A 17675-nucleotide genomic window follows, 5' to 3' on the forward strand; every position below is an offset into this window, starting at 1 on the left:
TCAGTTCCTGGTTTTGATCTGGATGCCGAGGCCCTGCAAATAGGCGATCAGGGCATCCTGTTCAGTCTTGTCGGCCAGGGTGGCCGGGGCCTGGGCGATGTCTTCTTCCGTGTACGGCGTCGACAGGCGCTGCAGGGCGCGCATTTTCGGGACCACCTCGGCCGGATTGAGCTTGGTCTTGGCCAGCCACGGGTAGCCGGGCATGTTCGACTCCGGCACCACGTCGCGCGGGTTGTCCAGGTGGGTGCGGTGCCATTCGTCGCTGTAGCGGCCACCGACCCGCGCCAGATCCGGGCCGGTGCGCTTGGAACCCCACTGGAACGGACGGTCGTAGACGAATTCGCCGGCCACCGAATAGTGGCCATAGCGCTCGGTCTCGGCACGGAACGGACGGATCATCTGCGAATGGCAGTTGTAGCAGCCTTCACGCACGTAGATGTCGCGTCCGACCAGGCGCAGGGCCGAGTAGGGTTTCAGGCCGGCCACCGGCTCGGTGGTCGACTTCTGGAAGAACAGCGGAACGATTTCCACCAGGCCGCCGAAGGACACGACCAGCAAAACCAGTCCGATCAACAGCCACGGGTTCTTCTCGATTGACTCATGTGAAAATTTCATTACAAGCTCCGAAATCAGGCGTGTGCCGGTAAAAGGGTCGGAATGCGCGCATCTTCGCTGGCGGTGCCGCGCATGGTCTGGAAGGTGTTAAAGGCCATCAGCAGCATGCCGGTCAGGTACAGCAGGCCGCCGCCGACGCGGATCACGTAGTACGGGTAGGTCGCCTTGACGCCTTCGACGAAGGTGTACGTCAGGGTGCCATCGCTGTTTACCGCGCGCCACATCAGGCCCTGCATCACGCCGGCGATCCACATCGAGGCGATGTACAGCACGATGCCGATGGTCGCGACCCAGAAGTGGGTGTCGATCAGGCGCACGCTCCACATTTCCTTCTTGCCCGCCAGGCGCGGGATCAGGTAGTAGATCGAGCCCATGGTGATGAATCCGACCCAGCCGAGGGCGCCGGCGTGCACGTGGGCGACGGTCCAGTCGGTGTAGTGCGACAGCGCGTTGATGGTCTTGATCGACATCATCGGGCCTTCAAAGGTGGCGATACCGTAGAACGACAGCGACACGATCAGGAATTTCAGGATCGGGTCCGAACGCAGCTTGTGCCAGGCGCCCGACAGGGTCATGATCCCGTTGATCATCCCGCCCCACGATGGCGCCAGCAGGATCAGCGAGAAGACCATGCCGATCGACTGGGTCCAGTCGGGCAGCGCGGTGTAGTGCAGGTGGTGCGGTCCCGCCCACATGTAGGTGAAGATCAGGGCCCAGAAGTGGACGATCGAGAGGCGATACGAATACACCGGGCGCTCGGCCTGCTTTGGAATGAAGTAGTACACCATGCCCAGATACCCGGCGGTGAGGATGAAGCCGACCGCATTGTGGCCGTACCACCATTGGATCATCGCGTCCTGCACGCCGGCGTAGGCCGAGTAGGATTTCCAGAACGAAGCCGGCATGACCGCGCCGTTGACGATGTGGAGGATCGCCACGGCCAGGATGTACCCGCCGAAGAACCAGTTGGCGACGTAGATGTGCTTGACCTTGCGCTTGACGATGGTGCCGAAGAAGACGATCGCGTAGATCACCCAGACCACCGTGATCAGGAGCGCGATGGGCCATTCCAGCTCGGCGTACTCTTTACCGCGCGTGAAACCCATCGGCAGGGTGATGGTGGCCAGCACCAGGATCGCCTGCCAGCCCCAAAAGGTCATCATGGCCAGCGTGTCCGAGAACAGGCGCACCTGGCAGGTGCGCTGCACCACCCAGTAGGAGGTTGCAAACAGGCCGTTGATGCCGAATGCGAAAATGACAGCGTTGGTATGCAGCGGACGCAGGCGCCCGTAGCTTAACCACGCGATGTCGAAATTGAGGGCCGGCCAGGCCAGCTGCGCGGCGATGAAAACGCCGACCAGCATGCCGATAACGCCCCAAAAGACGGTGGCGATCGTGAAGTACCTGACGATCTTGTTGTTGTAATTTAAAGCTCTGTCCACAAAGGCTCTCCTGAGAATGCAACGATGACAGCAGAAGAGTAAATTTCTGGAGTTCAAAAATCCTTGATGTGAATCAAAAACGCCGGAATCACTCGTTGTCGTTGCGCAATGAGGTCGGTGGCGTGTCTGATGGAGCGGGCGACTCTTCGTCGTCGAGGAGGATGCGCATGCCCGGGCCATCGAGGTCGTCGAACTGGCCGCTGTCGGCCGCGCCGAAGAACACCCACGCCGCCAGCACGACGATGAACACGCTCAGGGGGACCAGCAGGTACAAGGATTCCATTCAGGCGGCCTTCATGCGCCGCAGGCGCAATGCGTTAACAACAACGACCGCGGAACTGAGCGACATGCCGGCCGCCGACAGCCACGGATTGATCAGCCCAAAGGCGGCTGCGGGGATCGCCACGCAGTTGTAGATGCTGGCCCAGGCCAGGTTCTGGCGGATGATGCGCAGCGCGCGCGCCGCCCCCAGGGCCGCGTCGTCGAGCGCCGATAAGCGGCTTGAGAGCAGCACGCAGTCGGCGGAGAGCTGCGCCAGCGCGGCCCCGCCGCCCATGGCAAACGAGACATCGGCCGCGCGCAGCACGGCGGCGTCGTTGATGCCGTCGCCGACCATCGCCACCACCGCGCCCTGCGCCTGCAGCTGCTGCACGTAGGCGAGCTTTTGCTCCGGCAGCTGCTGGCCGATGGCAGTCTCGATGCCGAGCGCCGCGCCGGTGCGGCTGACCACACTCTGGTCGTCGCCGCTCAAAAGAATGACAGTCTGGCCACGCGCCCTGAAGCGCCGCACCACCTCGGGCGCGTCGGCGCGCAGCGCGTCGGCCAGCTCGAAGCGTGCCAGCACGATGCCGTTGGCGCCCAGGTAGACATTGCTGACGTCGGGCCACCTTGGGGCCGGCGCCGCGCCCGCATAGCCGGCGCGCCCGAGGCGATAGCGCACGCCGTCGATCACGCCTTCCACGCCCTGCCCCGCTTCGCTGTGCAGTTCCGTCGCGTGCAATTCGCCGCCTGGCGCCGCATTGCGGATCGCCAGCGCCAGCGGATGGGCGCTGCCCGCCTCCAGCGCCGCCGCCAGTTGCAGGCAGCGCGCCCGCTCCAGGCTGGCCAGCGGCTCCACGTGGCGCAGCACCGGCCGGCCTTCGGTCAGGGTGCCGGTCTTGTCGAACACGATATGGGTCGCGCGCTGCAGGGTTTCCAGCACGTGCGGCTGGACCACCAGCACGCCGCGCCGCACCAGTGCATCGGTGGCGGCGGCCAGCGCGGTCGGCGTGGCCAGCGACAGCGCGCACGGGCACGAGACCACCAGCACCGCGATCGCCACCTGCCAGGCGCGCGCCGGGTCGACCATCTGCCAGCCGATGAACACCGCCACCGTCAGCAGCAGCAAGCCCACCACGAACCAGGCGGCCACCCGGTCGGCCCACTGGGCGATCTGCGGCTTGCCCTGGCCGGCTTTTTCCACCAGCTTGACCAGGCGCGCCAGGGTGCTGTCGCTGGCCACGCGGGTCACGCGCAGCACGATGGCCTGGGTGGTGTTGATGGCGCCGCCCGGCAGCTCGTCGCCCGGCACGCGCGCCTGGGCGCGGCTTTCGCCCGTCAACAGTGCCAGGTCGACATCGGACTGCCCTTCGAGGATGATGCCGTCGGCAGCGACCGCGCTGCCCGGTTCGACCAGGATCACGTCGCCCTCGGCCAGGCTGGCGGCGGCCACCATTGTGGCCTGGCGCGAAGCGGGCCAATCGGCCAGGCGCTGGGCCGCCGCCGGCAAGGCGCGCTGCAAGTCTTCCAGCGCGCGCGCGGCTTTGCGGCGCGCCATCAGTTCGAGGTAGCGGCTGGCCAGCAGCAGGAAGATGAACATCGTCACCGAGTCGTAATACACGTCGCCGCTGCCGCGCAGGGTCGCCACCACGCTGGCGCCGAAGGCGGCGCCGATGCCGATCGCCACCGGCAGGTCCATGCCCGGCATGCGCGCGCGCAGGCTGGCCCAGGCCCCCTTGAAAAACGGCTGGGCCGAGTACAGCACCGCCGGAATCGTCAGCAGCAGCGAGGCCCATTGCATCAGGGCCGCCATCGGCGCGTCCATGGTGCCGTCGTCGGCGATGTAGGCCGGCAGCGCGTACATCATCACCTGCATCATCGACAGCCCGGCCACGAACAACTGGCGGAACTGCTTCTTGCGGTTCTTTTCCATCTGGGCGCCGTGCTGCGCCGCTTCGTAAGGGTAGGCGGTGTAGCCGATGCCGCGCAGGGCCTGGACGATGTCGCTCGGTTTGCAGGTTGCGGCATCCCACGTCATGTGCAGGCGCTCGGTGGCCACGTTGACCTGCGCCTCGCGCACGCCGGGCAGGCGCGCCAGGCGCCGTTCGATCAGCCACACGCAGGCGGCGCAGCGGATGCCGTCGAGCGAGTACACGCCGTCCGAGAAGACGCCTTCGCGCGCTTCGCCTTCGGTGGCGGCGGCCGTGTCGTACAGCGCCAGCTCGGGCGGCACCAGGTCGATGCCGTCGGCCCGCTCGGCGAACACGCTGCGGGTGCGGTAGTAGTCGGCCAGGCCGGCCGCGACGATGCCCTGCGCGACCGCTTCGCAGCCTGGGCAGCACATCGGGCGCGCTGCGCCGTCGATGCGCACCGACCAGGTGGAACCAAGCGCCACCGGCAGGCCGCAGTGGTAGCAGGCGGCGGCGAACGGTTGGTCGCTCAATGGGCACCCGCCGTGATGCACAGCGCATCGAGCCAGCCGGCCTGGCCGCCGCCGGCCGCGCGCACGAGGCCCAGCAGGCCGAAGGCCAGAACGACCACGCCGGCGCCGATGCGCACGGCGCGCCGCTGCAGGGCCGCGCGCAGGCGGTCGCCCGCCATGCCCAGTGCCAGCAGCATCGGCAGCGTGCCCAGGCCGAAAGCGAGCATCACCAGCGCGCCGCCGGCGCCCGAACCGGTGAGCATGGCGGTCATCAGCACGCTGTAGACCATCCCGCACGGCAGCCAGCCCCACAGCGCGCCCAGCGCCAGCATCTTGAACGGGCTGTCGAGCGGCACGATGAAACGCATCAGGGGCCGCGCGCGCTGCCACAAAACCTGTCCCAGCGATTCGAGTCTGGCCAGGCCGCGCCAGGCGTCCATCAGGTACAGGCCGAGGATCACCAGCATCAGGTTGGCCAGCCAGTAGCCGCCAGCCTGCAAGGTGGTCAAGCCGGCCAGGGTGCGCGCGCCGCCCGCCAGTCCACCGGCCAGCGCGCCGGCCGCCATGTAACTGGCGATGCGGCCGGTGTTATACGCCAGCACGCGCGCCAGGCCGTCGGTGGCCGCGCGCTCGGTCATGACGGCGACCGGAAACGGCCGCGCCGTCGCCGGCGCCGCGGGGGCTGCCGAAAAAGCGCTGACGATCCCGCCGCACATGCCGACGCAGTGGACGCTGCCGAGCAGGCCCACCACGAACACCGGGATCAGATTGACTGCGTCCACCCCTGCTCCGTCAGATCGTCCGCGAGTAGCGCGGCAGCGGGGCGGGCTGGCTCAGATAGCGGTCGAACACCATGCACACGTTGCGGATCAACAGGCGCCCTTTCGGCGTCACGCTCAGCCACTCGGGGCCGACGGTCACCAGGCCGTCGGCTTCGAGCACCTTGAGGCGTTCCAGTTCGGCCGCAAAGTACGTCGGGAACGCGACCGGGTAAGCCTGCTCGATGGATGGCATCGACAGCTCGAAGTGGCACATCAGCATCTGGATGATGGTGCGGCGCAGGGCGTCGTCCATCGACAGGCGGATGCCGCGCGCGACCGGCAGTTCGTTCTTGTCGATCAGATCATAATAGGCGTCGAGCGTCTTGACGTTCTGGCTGTAGGTGGCCGCCACCGCGCTGATGGCCGAGACGCCGCACGAGACCAGGTCCATCTCGGCGTGCGTGGAATAGCCCTGGAAGTTGCGGTGCAGCCGGCCCTGGCGCTGGGCCACGGCCAGGTCGTCTTCGGGCTTGGCGAAATGGTCCATGCCGATGTAAACATAGCCAGCCTGCTCCAGCTTGCGGATCGCCAGGCCGAGCATGTCGAGCCGCTCGTCGGCGCTCGGCATGTCCGCTTCGTTGATGCGGCGCTGCGGCTTGAACAGATGCGGCATGTGCGCGTAGTTATAGATGGCGATGCGGTCCGGGTCGGCGCGGATCACCTTGTCGATGGTTTGCGCCATCGTAAACACGCTCTGCTTGGGCAGGCCGTAAATGAGGTCGATGCTCACCGAGCGGAAGCCCGCTTCGCGCGCGGCGTCGATGATGGCCTGGGTTTCGGCCTCGGGCTGGATGCGGTTGACCGCCGCCTGCACCGCCGGATCGTAATCCTGCACGCCCAGGCTGACGCGGTTGAAACCCTGGCGGCGCAGGCTCAGGACGCGCTCGCGGGAGACCGTGCGCGGGTCGATTTCGATCGAGTATTCACCGGTACCGTCGGGCGCGAACTGGAACCAGCGGCGCAGGTGGTCCATCAGTTCTTCCATCTGCGCGTCGGTAAAGTAGGTCGGCGTGCCGCCGCCCAGGTGCAGCTGCTCGATCTGGTTCATGCCGGCGAACAGCCTGCCCTGCATCTCGATCTCGCGTTTCAGGTAGCCCAGGTAGGTGACCGCCTTGTCGCGGTTCTTGGTGATGATCTTGTTGCAGGCGCAGTAGTAGCACACCGATTCGCAGAAGGGAATGTGCAGGTACAGCGACAAGGGCTTGACCGTGCCGCGCGTGCGCAGCCCCGCCACCGCCTGCAGGTAGTCACGGTAACCGAAGGCCTCGCTGAAGCGGTCGGCGGTCGGGTACGAGGTGTAACGCGGGCCGTTCTGGCTCAACTTGCGGATCAGGGCCGCATCGAAGTCGATGTGGCGCTGGTTGGCGATGGGGATAACGTTATGCAGCATGGTGGGCTCCTGGGCTATGGGACCGAGTGTAGGGATCAGAGCGCGCGAAATCCTTGACCTGCATCAAAAACGGCAGAGTCGGCCTGTGCCGGGCGATGCGGGCGCGTCGGCCGCACCCGGCTCTCGCCGCCGAACTTGAACACCGAAATCGCCTGCGCCAGGTGCACCGCCTGCTCGGCCACGCTGGCCGCGGCGGTGGCCGCTTCCTCGACCAGGGCGGCGTTCTGCTGGGTGATCTGGTCCAGGTGCGCCACCGCTTCGTTCACCTGGGCGATGCCGCTCTTCTGCTCCATGCTGGCGCGCTTGATGTCGCCCATGATGGTGGTGGCGCGCTGCACCGATTCGACCACGCCGGCCATGGTGCCGCCGGCCTCCTCGACCAGGCGGTCGCCGTTCTTGACCTTGGTGACCGAATCTTCGATCAGGTGCTTGATGTCGCTGGCGGCGGCCGCCGAGCGCTGGGCCAGCGCGCGCACTTCGCCGGCCACCACGGCAAAGCCGCGTCCCTGCTCGCCGGCGCGCGCCGCTTCGACGGCGGCGTTCAGCGCCAGGATATTTGTCTGAAAGGCGATCCCGTTGATCAGGCTGATGATATCGACAATCTTGGCAGCCGAATCACTGATCTGCCCCATGGTCGCCCCCACCTGGGCCACCGCCTGGCCGCCCTTGCCGGCGATGCTGGAAGCCGACAGCACCAGCTGGTCGGCCTGCAAGGCGCGCTCGGCGTTGTCGCCCACGGTCACCGCGAACTGCTCCATGCTGGCGGCGGTTTCCTCCAGGCTGGAAGCCTGCGACTCGGTGCGCGCGGCCAGGTCGGCATTGCCGATCGCGATTTCGCGGGTGGCCGTCTCGATCGAGGCCACGTTGCTGCGCACGTCGCCGATGATGGCGCGCAGATTCACCGTCACCTGGCGCAGGCCGCGCAGCAGCTGGCCCATGTCGTCGGTACGGTCGGCGGTGCACAGGAACGACAGGTCGCCGCCGGCCAGCGCCTGCGCCGCCTCAAGGGCCTGGCGCATGGGCGTCACGATGGCGCGCTGCAGCGCGACCCAGCCGCCCAGCGCCAGCAGCGCGCCGAACCCGCCCAGGCCGCCCAGCATGGCGCTGCCCGAGGCCGCGCCGAGAACGGCCAGCAAGGCGGCCAGGCTGGCCATCAGGATGCCGATCCGTACGCCGATCGGCAAATGCAGCGCGGCGCGCAGGCGCGTGGCCAGGCCGGTGCGCACCGCGCCGCCGTCCACGATCACCAGTCCATCGGCCTTGCCCTGCTTGAAGCGCTGGTACAAATCGCCGGCGGCCTTGACCTGTTCGCGCGTTGGACGCGTGCGCACCGACATGTAGCCGACCGCCTGGCCGTTTTCCTTGACCGGCGTGACGTTTGCCACCACCCAGTAAAAGTCGCCGTTCTTGCGCCGGTTCTTGACCAGCCCAGTCCAGGGACGGCCCTCCTTCATGCTGCGCCACAGGTCCGCGAATGCTTCGGCCGGCATGTCGGGGTGGCGCACCAGGTTGTGCGGCTTGCCGATCAATTCGTCCTCGGTGAAGCCGCTGACCTCGATGAAGGAGGCATTGACATAGGTGATCTTGCCCTTGGTGTCCGTTTTGGACACAATCGACTGGCCTTCGCGAAGCTCGTATTCGATACCTGTTACCGGCAGATTATTGCGCACGGAGATACTCCTTTTGCCCTAGGGCATTAATTCAATAGGAGCAGTCTAGGGAGCATGGAGGCCGAAATCCTTGATATACATCAAAAATGGCCGGGCGGCCGGGGCCGTGCCCGGTGCCCAAAAAGACGAGCCATGTGGCTTTTCGCCACACATTTGACTGCCGCGATCACAGTTTGACAGCGAATGTATTGACGCGAGTCGTTTCAGGCGGCGCGGTAGTCGGGCCGGCCAAGCGCGGCCAGCGCCGCCCTCAGCTCGGCCAAACCTTGTCCAATCGCCGGGGACGACGCCCCGAGCGACACGAAGGCCGCAGCGCCGAACGCGTCGTTCAACAGGGCCGACAACATGTACGCCAGCTCCATATTCCCGGTCGCATACACCTTGAGCATGCGCTCCGATGCCGATTGCAGGTTCTGGTCGAGCAAGGACAAGTGCGCAGGCAATACGGCCCGCAGCGCCGCGACAGCGTCGCGCGCGCGATGCTGAGGCACGCTCAAGGCGGCCAGCCGTCTGCGCGCCTGCCATTTGGCATGCTTTGATGTGAGGATCCAGGCGGCGGCAATCACGCCTGCCAGGACCGGCACCAGGATCGCATCGCGGCTGACCGCAATGCCCACACGCGCCAGCCACCCGGGCAAGACCTGCGCCGTCGTCACCGCGCCGACCACAACGGCAATTGCGCCCGCCATGCCGACCCCGCCAAACAGCAGATAGTTTACAGAGTTGCGGTCGATGTGGATATCGCTGTAGGCTGCTTCAGCGATGACACTGGCGCTGGCGCCTGGAAGCTGGTCGAAACGGTACATGCGTTCGTTGAGCGCAGCACTGGTCGATTCAATCGATTCCATCGATTTCATAAAGGATCCGGTAAGGCGCTCTTACTGCCACACGCCTTTTTCCTGGACCAGGGTTTTGGCGCCCTGCGAGACGGTCAGTTTGCCATCCGACGTCACCCGATAGACCGTGGCGCCGTTCTTGAAGATGTAGCCCTCGAAATCGCAGCTGTTGTTCTCGTCGCACTTGCCTTCCACGGTCTTGCCGCGCAAAACGATGGCCTGGCCGGTCTTCTTGCTCGTTCCGGTGTAGGAGACCTTGCCGCATACCCGCTGTTCGACCGCGCACGCTTCTTCAATATTGATGATGAACGAGGGCGTGATCAGGATGTCGGCGCGGGCGGCGCCCATGGCGCCCAGTGTCAGTGCGAGCAGGATGGCTGGTTTCATTGGATAGTCCACAGTATATATATGTCAACGGCGGGCATTGTGCCACACCAGCGTGCCTACAAAGGCAAGCGCATATGCACCGAGCCGTCTTCGGACGCCTTGCCGATCTCGAAACCGAGCTTGCGCGCCAGCCTGGTGATGCGGGTGTTCTGCGGCAGCGCCTCGCCCACGATCTCGCGCGTGCCGCGGCTGCGGCAGTAGGCGATCAGCTTTTCCATCAGCACCTGCCCCAGCCCATGCCCTTTCAGGTCGGAGCGCACCGTCACCGCGAATTCGGCGGCGATGTTATCGGGGTCGCACACCACCCGCGCCACGCCCAGGGTTTCGTTCACGCCATCGGGACCCGGACGGGTGGCGATGAAGGCCATCTCGCGGTCATAGTCGATCTGGGTGAAGCGCGCCAGCTGCGAAGCATTGAGTTCGCGCACGCGCACGAACATGCGGTAGCGCACATCGTCGTCGGTGAGCGCGTTGAACATGGCCACGTGGGCCGGACCGTCCTCGGGCTGGATGGGGCGCAGCAGCAGCGCTTCGCCGTTCCAGTCGATGCGCTCTTCCAGCTCGCGCGGATAGGGGCGGATCGCCAGCCGGTCCAGGGTGCTGGCCGAATGGTCGGCGAATGCCACCCGCATGCGCGCATCGAGCGCCAGCGCGCCCTCGCTGTCGACCAGCAGCGGATTGATGTCGAGCTCCACCAGCTCGGGCAGGTCGGCCACCATGTGCGAGATGCGCATCAGGGTGGCGATGATGGCGTCCATGTTGGCGGGCGGCCGGTTGCGGTAACCGGCCAGCAGTTTGGACACGCGCGTGCGCGAGATCAAATCGCCCGCCAGCACCACGTTCAGCGGCGGCAGCGCCACCGCGTGGTCGGCCGTCACTTCGACCGCGATGCCGCCCTGGCCGAACAGGATCACCGGGCCGAACACCGGATCGGTGGCCACCCCGATGATCAGTTCATGCGCCTCGGGACGGCGCGCCATGCGCTGCACCGAAAAGCCTTCGAGGCGCGCGTCGGGCCGCTGTTCGCCCAGACGCTTGTTCATGCGCAGGGCCACCGCGCGCACCTCCGCGGCGTTATCGAGGTCGAGCGCCACCCCGCCCGAGTCGCTCTTGTGGGTGATGTCGGGCGAGACGATCTTGAGCGCGACCGGAAAGCCGATCGCCTCGGCCGCCGCCACCGCGTCCTCCACCGATTGCGCGCTGCGCGTCTCGACCACGGCCACGCCGTAGGCGGCCAGCACCGCCTTGGTTTCTGGCTCGCTGAGCAAGGGGCGGCCCTCGGCCAGCGCCTTGCGCACCAGCGCGCGCGCCGCCTGCGGGTCGGTCGCGCCATCGTCGCTGGCGGCCGGCGGCACCTGCATCAGCAGGTTCTGGTTGCGCCGGTACTGCACGATCTGCAGGTAGGCGCTGACCGCTTCTTCGGGCGTGCCGAAGCTGGGAATGCCGGCCTCGGTGAAGATCGCGCGCGCCTCGGCCACCGCGTCGCCCCCCAGCCAGCAGGCCAGGATATTGCGCGAGGAGGCTTTGGCGAGCGGCGCGAGCGCGCGCGCGATGTCCGCGCTCGGCACCATGGCCGTGGGCGCGTGGATGAACAGGATGGCGTCGGCCTGCGGGTCCTTGAGCAGGATGTCCAGCGCGTCGACATAGCGCTGCACCGGGGCGTCGCCGATGATGTCGACCGGATTGGCGCGCGACCAGGCGGCGGGAAGCAGCGCGTCCAGGCGGCTGACGGTGTCGGGCGCCAGCTGCGCCATGCTGCCTTTGCCGCACACCACGGCGTCGGTCGCCATCACGCCCGGGCCGCCGCCGTTGGTGACGATCACCAGGCGCTCGCCGAACAGCGGGCGCGCGTGCGCCAGGGTGGCCACGGCGGCGAACAGGTCTTCGGTCGCGAGCACGCGCAGCATGCCGGCGCGGCGGATGGCGGCGTCGTAGACGTCGTCCGATCCGGCCAGCGCGCCGGTGTGCGAGGCGGCCGCCTTCGCTCCTTCGGCCACCCTGCCCGCCTTGAGCACCAGGGTGGGTTTACTGCGCGCGGCGGCGCGCGCGGCCGACATGAACTTGCGCGCATGGCGCACGTCTTCCATGTACAGCAAAATGGCGCCGGTAGCGGGGTCGCTGGCCAGGTAGTCGAGCAGGTCGCCGAAGTCGATGTCGGCGCCCTCGCCCAGCGAAATGAACTTGGAAAAGCCGATCCCGCGCGACCTGGCCCAGTCGAGCACCCCGGTCACCAGCGCGCCGGACTGCGACACAAAGGCGATTTTCCCCGGCAGCGCGCCGGTGTGCGCGAAGCTGGCATTGAGGCCGATGCCGGGCACCAGCAGGCCGACGCTGTTCGGTCCCAGCAGGCGCAACACGTAGGGTTTGGCGGCGTCGAGCGCGGCCTGGCGCAAGCTGCGCCCGCCGCTGTCATGCATGCCGGACAGGCCCGCCGTCAGGATGATGGCCGCGCGCGTGCCCGCTTCGCCGAGCTGGCGCACGATGCCCGGCACCGTGGCCGGCGGGGTGCAGATGATGGCCAGGTCGGGCGCCGCCGGCAGGCTTGATACGCGCGCGTACGCGCGCAGCCCGGCCAGCGTGTCGTATTTGGGGTTGACCGGGTAGAGCGCGCCGGTGAAGCCGCCTTCGACGACGTTGCGCAGCACGGTTGCCCCCACGCTGTTCGGGCGCGCCGAGGCGCCGATGATGGCGACCGAGGCCGGCGCGAACAAGTGCTGCAGATTCCTGACGCTCATGATGATCCCTTGTGAGTGAGCCTGATGTTACATCGCGGGCTTGGTCCTGATGCCGGGCGCCCAGCGTAGACGGCCTGCTCCCCCACTCGCTTGATGTGCATCAAATTAGACAAAACAAAGCTTTGCGCACCCCGAACACTGCTGGACGCGAATCGTGACAAGGCCTACGCTTGGGTGTCCCCAACCCACAGGAGCCGCCATGCCGTACAAGACCATCCTCGTCCACGTCGATCATGCGCGCCACGCCGAAGCGCGCCTGCTGGCGGCCGCCAGCGTGGCGGCCGACTGCAACGCCCACCTGATCGGCGCGGCCATGAGCGGGGTGTCGCGCTACGTCTACCAGGACGGCGCCGCCGACCTGCTGCAAACGGTGCTGGCGACCCACATGGAAGAATTGTACCGGCGCGCCAACGCCGCGCTCGACGCTTTCGAGCGCATCGCCGCCGGCGCCGCCGTGCGCTCGGTCGAACGGCGCCTGGTGGACGACGAACCCGGCGCCGCGCTGGCGCTGCAGGCGCGCTATGCCGACCTGGTGGTGCTGAGCCAGTCCGACCCGGACGACCCGGTCGCGCGCATGACCCCCGGCCTGCCCGAATACGTCATGCTGGCCAGCGCCCGTCCGGTGCTGGTGATGCCCTACGCCGGCCATTTTCCCGTGATCGGCAGCGAAGTGCTGGTGGCGTGGGACGCCAGCAGCGCCGCCACGCGCGCGCTGGCCAACGCCCTGCCGCTGCTCAAGCGCGCGCGCCGCGTGACGGTGGCCGTATTCAACCCCGACGAGGCGCACGGCCAGCAGCCGGGCGCCGACATCGCCCTGTACCTGGCGCGCCACGGCGTCAACGCCGAGGTCATGGCGCAGCGCACCAGCATCGACATCGGCGAAGCGCTGCTGTCGCTGGCGGCCGACGTCGACGCCAACCTGATCGTGATGGGCTGCTACGGCCATGCGCGCCTGCGCGAAGTGCTGCTGGGCGGAGTGACGGCCACCATCCTCAAGTCGATGACGGCGCCGGTGCTGATGTCGCACTAGCGCCGGTCCTGGCGCCCTCCTGCTGGGCCAGCCACGCGCGCCCCGCCTCCACCGCTGCATCGAGTTCGCGCGCGGCCTGCAGGAACAGGGCCGCGGTGTCGCCGGCCGGCTCGCCTTTGAGCGACTGCTCCAGCTCCAGCGAAGCGGCGGCGAAGCGCTTGGCGCCGACGCTGCCGATCCCGCCGCGCAGCGTGTGCAGCACCGTGGCGGCCTCGCCGTCGCGCCCCGCCTCCCAGTGCACGCGCGCCTGGTCGAACTGCTGGTGGCCTTCGCCGACCACCCGCCGCACCAGGTTGGCCACCGCCGCCAGGTGCTCCGGATTGCCCCTGGCGATGTCGATCAGGGGGCCGAGCCGCAATACCGGCAGCGCCGCCGGCGTGTGCGCCGGCGCCGGCGCGGACAGCGGCGCGGCCGGCGCCCGTACCCGCCCCAGGCCCGGCAAGTGGCGCGCGATCGTCGACAGCATCTGGTCGACGTCGATCGGCTTGGCGATGACGTCGTTCATGCCGGCGTCGGCGCAGGCGCGCCGTTCTGACTCGGTCACGCCGGCCGTCAGCGCCAGCACCGGCAGGGTCAGGCGCAGGCCGGCGCGGATGCGGCGCGCCGCCGCGTAGCCATCCATCACCGGCATCTGGATGTCCATCAGCACCAGATCGTAGGCGCCCGGGTTGGCCGCCAGCCGCGCCAGCGCCAGCTGGCCGTTGCCGACGATGTCGAGGCGCGCGCCGACGCCTTCCAGGATGCCGCGCGCGACCACCTGGTTCAGGTCATTGTCTTCGGCCAGAAGCAGGCGCACGCCGTCGAGGCGCACGCTGTCGGTGCCGGCGCCGTGCAGGGCCGGCAGGCCGCCGGCGGGATGCGGCACCGCCTGGGCGCGCTGCACCAGCACTTCGTGCACGGTGTCGAACAGGCTCGAACCGGTCACCGGTTTGCTGAGGATGGCGTCGGCTTGGCTGGCGGCGCTGCTTTCCATCAGCTTGCCGCGCCCGTAGGCGTTGACCATCAGGGCGATCGGCAGGCGCGCGGCCGGCATGCGTTCGCGCAGCGCGCGCATGGTGGCGGCGCCGTCCATGCCGGGCATCTGCCAGTCCAGCAGCACCACGTCGTAGTGGCGCTGCGCGCTGGCGGCGCGCGCCACCATCGCCAGCGCTTCGGCGCCCGAGGCGGCCACCTCGGCTTCCCAGCGCCAGCCGGCGATGGTCTTGGACAGGTACTCGCGGCTGGTGGCGTTGTCGTCCACCACCAGCAGGCGCAGGGTGCCGAGCGCGCCGTCGGGAACAGTGTCGCCGTCGGCGTCCCCGGCCACCAGCAGCGGCAGGCAGACCACGAATTCGCTGCCGCGTCCGGGCGCGCTGTCGAGTTCAATGGTCCCTTTCATCATCTCGACCAGGTGCTTGGAGATGGTCAGTCCCAGCCCGGTGCCGCCGAAGCGGCGCGTGGTCGACGAGTCGCCCTGGGTAAACGGCGAGAACAGGCGCGCCTGCTGCGCTTCATCCATGCCGATGCCGGTGTCGCGCACGCGGATGCGCAGGGTCAGGCATTCGCCTTCGCGCGCGGCCAGGTCGACCAGCACGCTCACTTCGCCCTGCTCGGTGAACTTGATGGCATTGCCGGCCAGGTTGACCAGCACCTGCTGCAGGCGCAGGGCGTCGCCCACCAGCGCGCGCGGCACGTCCGGCTCGACCCCGATGGCCAGGTCGAGGTCCTTGTCGCCGGCCGATACGCTCATGATGTCGGCCACCGCGGCCAGCACGTGGCCGAGGTCGAAGCGCGCCTCGGCCAGTTCCATGCGCCCGCCTTCGATCTTGGAAAAATCGAGGATGTCGTTCATGATCCCCATCAGCGACTGGCCCGAACTGCGGATCATGTCGAGGTATTTGCGCTGCTCGGGCTTCAGGTCGGTGTGCGCCAGCAGGTAGGTCATGCCGAGCACCGCGTTCATCGGGGTGCGCAGTTCATGGCTCATGTTGGCCACGAATTCGCCCTTGGCGCGGTTGGCCGCCTGGGCGCGGTCGCGTTCGCGTTCGAGTTCGCCGGCGCGCGCGGCGATCTCGCCGGCCAGGCGGCGCCGCTCGCTGATGTCGCGCACGAAGGCGTTGGCGACGAAGCCGTCGCTGGTCTGGAAGGCGGCCACCGACATTTCGATCGGAATTTCGCGTCCGTCGCGGTGCAGGGCGGTCACCTCCAGCCGGTTGTTGATCACCGGGCCGGCGCCGCTGGCGGTGAAGCGCGCGAAGCCTTCTTCGTGGGTGGCGCGCTGGGCGTGCGGGATGATCAGCTCCGACAGGCGCCGGCCCAGCGCTTCGGCCGCGCTCCAGCCGAAGGTGCGTTCGGCTTCGGTGTTCCAGTCGGTGATGCAGCCGTCCACGCCGAGCGCGATGAAGGCGTCGTTCGAGTTTTCCAGGATCACGCCGATGCGGCGCTGTTCGCGCACCAGTTGGGCCAGCAGCGGGCGCACCTGGAGCAGCAGCAGCGAGGCGCCCAGTCCCACCAGCGCCACCAGCATGATCAGCAAGGTGTTGGCCTTGTCGCGCAGCGGCTGGTACACGGTGTCGAGATTGCTCTTGACCACCACGCCGAGGCCGAAGGCGCGGATCGGCGCGTAGGCGGCGAACACGGCCACCCCGCGCAGGTCGCGCGTGACGGTCACCCCGCTGTGTCCCAGCAGCGCCTGGTTGATCGGCAGGTTGACCTGGCCGTCCGTTTTGAACATGGGAATGCGGAAGGCGCGCGGATAGAAGCGGGTCGGCGCGCACAGGGCATCCTTGCCGTCCAGGCTGCACAGCAGCACGTCCGACGAGGGACTGTTGGCGCGAATGTCGGCCAGCAGGCGGTCGATGATCGGCAGTGGCTGTTCCGCGAACATGCGCCCGATCAGGCGCCCGCCGTCGCGGATTTCGTTGTCGGTGACCAGCAGGTAGCGCCCGCGCCACAGCAGGCGCGCGCGCTGGCCGCTGGCGGCGAGCGGCTGCACGGTGCCTGCCGCCGCATCGGAAAACGTGCCGCTCGACACCAGCACGGCGCCGTCCGGGCTCTCGAAACGCAGGGCGCCGATGCCGGCCGTCATGAAATTTTCGGCCGCCTGCAGCAAGACGGCGCGGGTGGCGGCGTCGCCCTTTCCGGCCGCCAGCAGCGCCACCGGGCCCCTGATCGATGGCCCCTTGGCGATGGTGCGCGGCAACCACAAACTCGTTTCCAGCGTGTTGCCGACGGCGGCCGCGCTGCTCACGGCGGACAGGCGCATATTGTCGGCGATCGAGTCTTCGTAGCTGTCGCGCATGGCGGCAAAGCCGGCCGCGCCGGCGCAGACCGCCACCAGCGCCACCACCGCGATGGCGCGCGCGGTGATGCGCTTTTCGTTGTCCGCGGCGACCCCGCGCAGGGCGACATTATTGCGCAGGGACCACAAGGCCAGGCCCAGCACGCTCATGCCGATCGCGGTCGGGGTGACCATGACGTTGTAGGCGGCCAGCCGGTACAGCACTTCGAGCTTGAGGAAGTAGCCGACCAGGGCCGCCAGGCCGATCCCGGTCACGCCGGCCACGCACAAGGTCAGCAGGCCCGCCAGGCGCGGCCCGCGCCGCGGCAGGCGGATCAGGCGCAGGGCGATCCCGGCCAGCAGGAAGCCGATGCAGGTATTCGGCGCCATGCGCCCCGGATGCGGGGTGCTGGGGGTGGGCGCGGTGGGAACGCGCACGAAATCGAGGCCGAGGTTCAGGCCGGTGATGTGCTGGACCAGCACCAGCGCCGGCAGCACCAGCAGCAGCAGCGAGCAGACCTGCCACAGCGGCGTATGCCAGGGCCGGCGGCGCGCGCGCGGCAAGACCAGGCAGCAGCACACGCCGGCGGCGATGAACAGCAGCGGGCTGTTGATCCCCATCTGGGCCGAACCGGGGATCAGGGTGGCGATCGTCTTGCTGTTGAAAATCCAGCGCACGGCGACCAGCAGGCCGAGCAGGCCGATGAACAGGCCGGCGCTTTGTTCGGCCGAGAAGGCGGATTTTTTCATGGAATAGCCAGGGTTCGGACCGGATAAAGATTACCACATGCAAATGCGCACACGCATCCC

Annotated in this window: 12 protein-coding genes; 1 reads left to right on the forward strand and 11 read right to left on the reverse strand. The window is 67.9% G+C overall.

Annotation, left to right across the window (positions count from 1 at the left end; translation table 11 throughout):
- The 10 genes from ccoO to F2P45_RS00795 all read right to left on the reverse strand — a co-directional run bounded on the left by ccoO (window position 1) and on the right by F2P45_RS00795 (window position 12576).
- Entirely contained in the window at window positions 1-615 is a 615-nt protein-coding gene (gene ccoO, locus F2P45_RS00750; protein ID WP_166869869.1) for a cytochrome-c oxidase, cbb3-type subunit II, read from the reverse strand.
- Window positions 616-629: 14 nt separating this feature from the next.
- On the reverse strand, window positions 630-2057 hold the full coding sequence (ccoN, locus tag F2P45_RS00755) for a cytochrome-c oxidase, cbb3-type subunit I (protein ID WP_166869870.1): 1428 nt from the start codon (window positions 2055-2057) through the stop codon (window positions 630-632).
- A gap of 88 nt (window positions 2058-2145) precedes the next feature.
- The gene (gene ccoS / locus F2P45_RS00760) at window positions 2146-2340 is read right to left on the reverse strand and encodes a cbb3-type cytochrome oxidase assembly protein CcoS (protein WP_166869871.1); all 195 of its coding nucleotides are present in this window, start codon (window positions 2338-2340) and stop codon (window positions 2146-2148) included.
- Window positions 2341-4758, reverse strand: a complete 2418-nt coding sequence (locus F2P45_RS00765) for a heavy metal translocating P-type ATPase (protein WP_229504868.1) — start codon at window positions 4756-4758, stop codon at window positions 2341-2343.
- The gene (locus F2P45_RS00770) at window positions 4755-5519 is read right to left on the reverse strand and encodes a sulfite exporter TauE/SafE family protein (RefSeq protein ID WP_166869872.1); all 765 of its coding nucleotides are present in this window, start codon (window positions 5517-5519) and stop codon (window positions 4755-4757) included. The genes F2P45_RS00765 and F2P45_RS00770 overlap by 4 nt, the downstream gene beginning before the upstream one ends.
- A 10-nt stretch (window positions 5520-5529) precedes the next feature.
- Window positions 5530-6948 (reverse strand): oxygen-independent coproporphyrinogen III oxidase, encoded by a 1419-nt coding sequence (gene hemN, locus F2P45_RS00775; protein ID WP_166869873.1) that lies wholly within the window; start codon window positions 6946-6948, stop codon window positions 5530-5532.
- A gap of 35 nt (window positions 6949-6983) precedes the next feature.
- The gene (locus F2P45_RS00780) at window positions 6984-8618 is read right to left on the reverse strand and encodes a methyl-accepting chemotaxis protein (protein ID WP_166869874.1); all 1635 of its coding nucleotides are present in this window, start codon (window positions 8616-8618) and stop codon (window positions 6984-6986) included.
- A gap of 203 nt (window positions 8619-8821) precedes the next feature.
- Window positions 8822-9475: a hypothetical protein gene (locus F2P45_RS00785; protein ID WP_166869875.1), complete on the reverse strand. Its 654-nt coding sequence runs from the start codon at window positions 9473-9475 to the stop codon at window positions 8822-8824.
- A 21-nt stretch (window positions 9476-9496) separates the two neighbouring features.
- Window positions 9497-9841, reverse strand: coding sequence for a hypothetical protein (locus F2P45_RS00790; RefSeq protein ID WP_166869876.1), 345 nt, complete (start codon window positions 9839-9841; stop codon window positions 9497-9499).
- Window positions 9842-9897: 56 nt separating this feature from the next.
- A complete protein-coding gene (locus F2P45_RS00795) occupies window positions 9898-12576 on the reverse strand; it encodes a bifunctional acetate--CoA ligase family protein/GNAT family N-acetyltransferase (RefSeq protein WP_166869877.1) in 2679 nt (892 codons plus the stop codon).
- Window positions 12577-12775: 199 nt separating this feature from the next.
- Between F2P45_RS00795 and F2P45_RS00800 the strand changes: the two genes are divergently transcribed.
- Entirely contained in the window at window positions 12776-13606 is an 831-nt protein-coding gene (locus F2P45_RS00800; RefSeq protein WP_166869878.1) for a universal stress protein, read from the forward strand.
- On the opposite strand, the gene F2P45_RS36690 is transcribed toward F2P45_RS00800, so the two are convergent.
- Window positions 13569-17615, reverse strand: coding sequence for a response regulator (locus F2P45_RS36690; protein ID WP_166869879.1), 4047 nt, complete (start codon window positions 17613-17615; stop codon window positions 13569-13571). The genes F2P45_RS00800 and F2P45_RS36690 overlap by 38 nt on opposite strands.
- Window positions 17616-17675 lie beyond the last annotated feature (60 nt).

This window comes from Massilia mucilaginosa (assembly GCF_011682145.1).
GTDB lineage: Bacteria > Pseudomonadota > Gammaproteobacteria > Burkholderiales > Burkholderiaceae_D > Telluria_A > Telluria_A mucilaginosa.

Excerpts from the sequence above, each read along its gene's own strand:
- hemN (WP_166869873.1), bottom strand. The coding sequence starts at position 6,948 with ATGCTGCATAACGTTATCCCCATCGCCAACCAGCGCCACATCGACTTC.
- ccoS (WP_166869871.1), bottom strand. The coding sequence starts at position 2,340 with ATGGAATCCTTGTACCTGCTGGTCCCCCTGAGCGTGTTCATCGTCGTG.
- ccoO (WP_166869869.1), bottom strand. The coding sequence starts at position 615 with ATGAAATTTTCACATGAGTCAATCGAGAAGAACCCGTGGCTGTTGATC.
- F2P45_RS00795 (WP_166869877.1), bottom strand. The coding sequence starts at position 12,576 with ATGAGCGTCAGGAATCTGCAGCACTTGTTCGCGCCGGCCTCGGTCGCC.
- F2P45_RS00785 (WP_166869875.1), bottom strand. The coding sequence starts at position 9,475 with ATGAAATCGATGGAATCGATTGAATCGACCAGTGCTGCGCTCAACGAA.
- F2P45_RS36690 (WP_166869879.1), bottom strand. The coding sequence starts at position 17,615 with ATGAAAAAATCCGCCTTCTCGGCCGAACAAAGCGCCGGCCTGTTCATC.
- F2P45_RS00800 (WP_166869878.1), top strand. The coding sequence starts at position 12,776 with ATGCCGTACAAGACCATCCTCGTCCACGTCGATCATGCGCGCCACGCC.
- F2P45_RS00790 (WP_166869876.1), bottom strand. The coding sequence starts at position 9,841 with ATGAAACCAGCCATCCTGCTCGCACTGACACTGGGCGCCATGGGCGCC.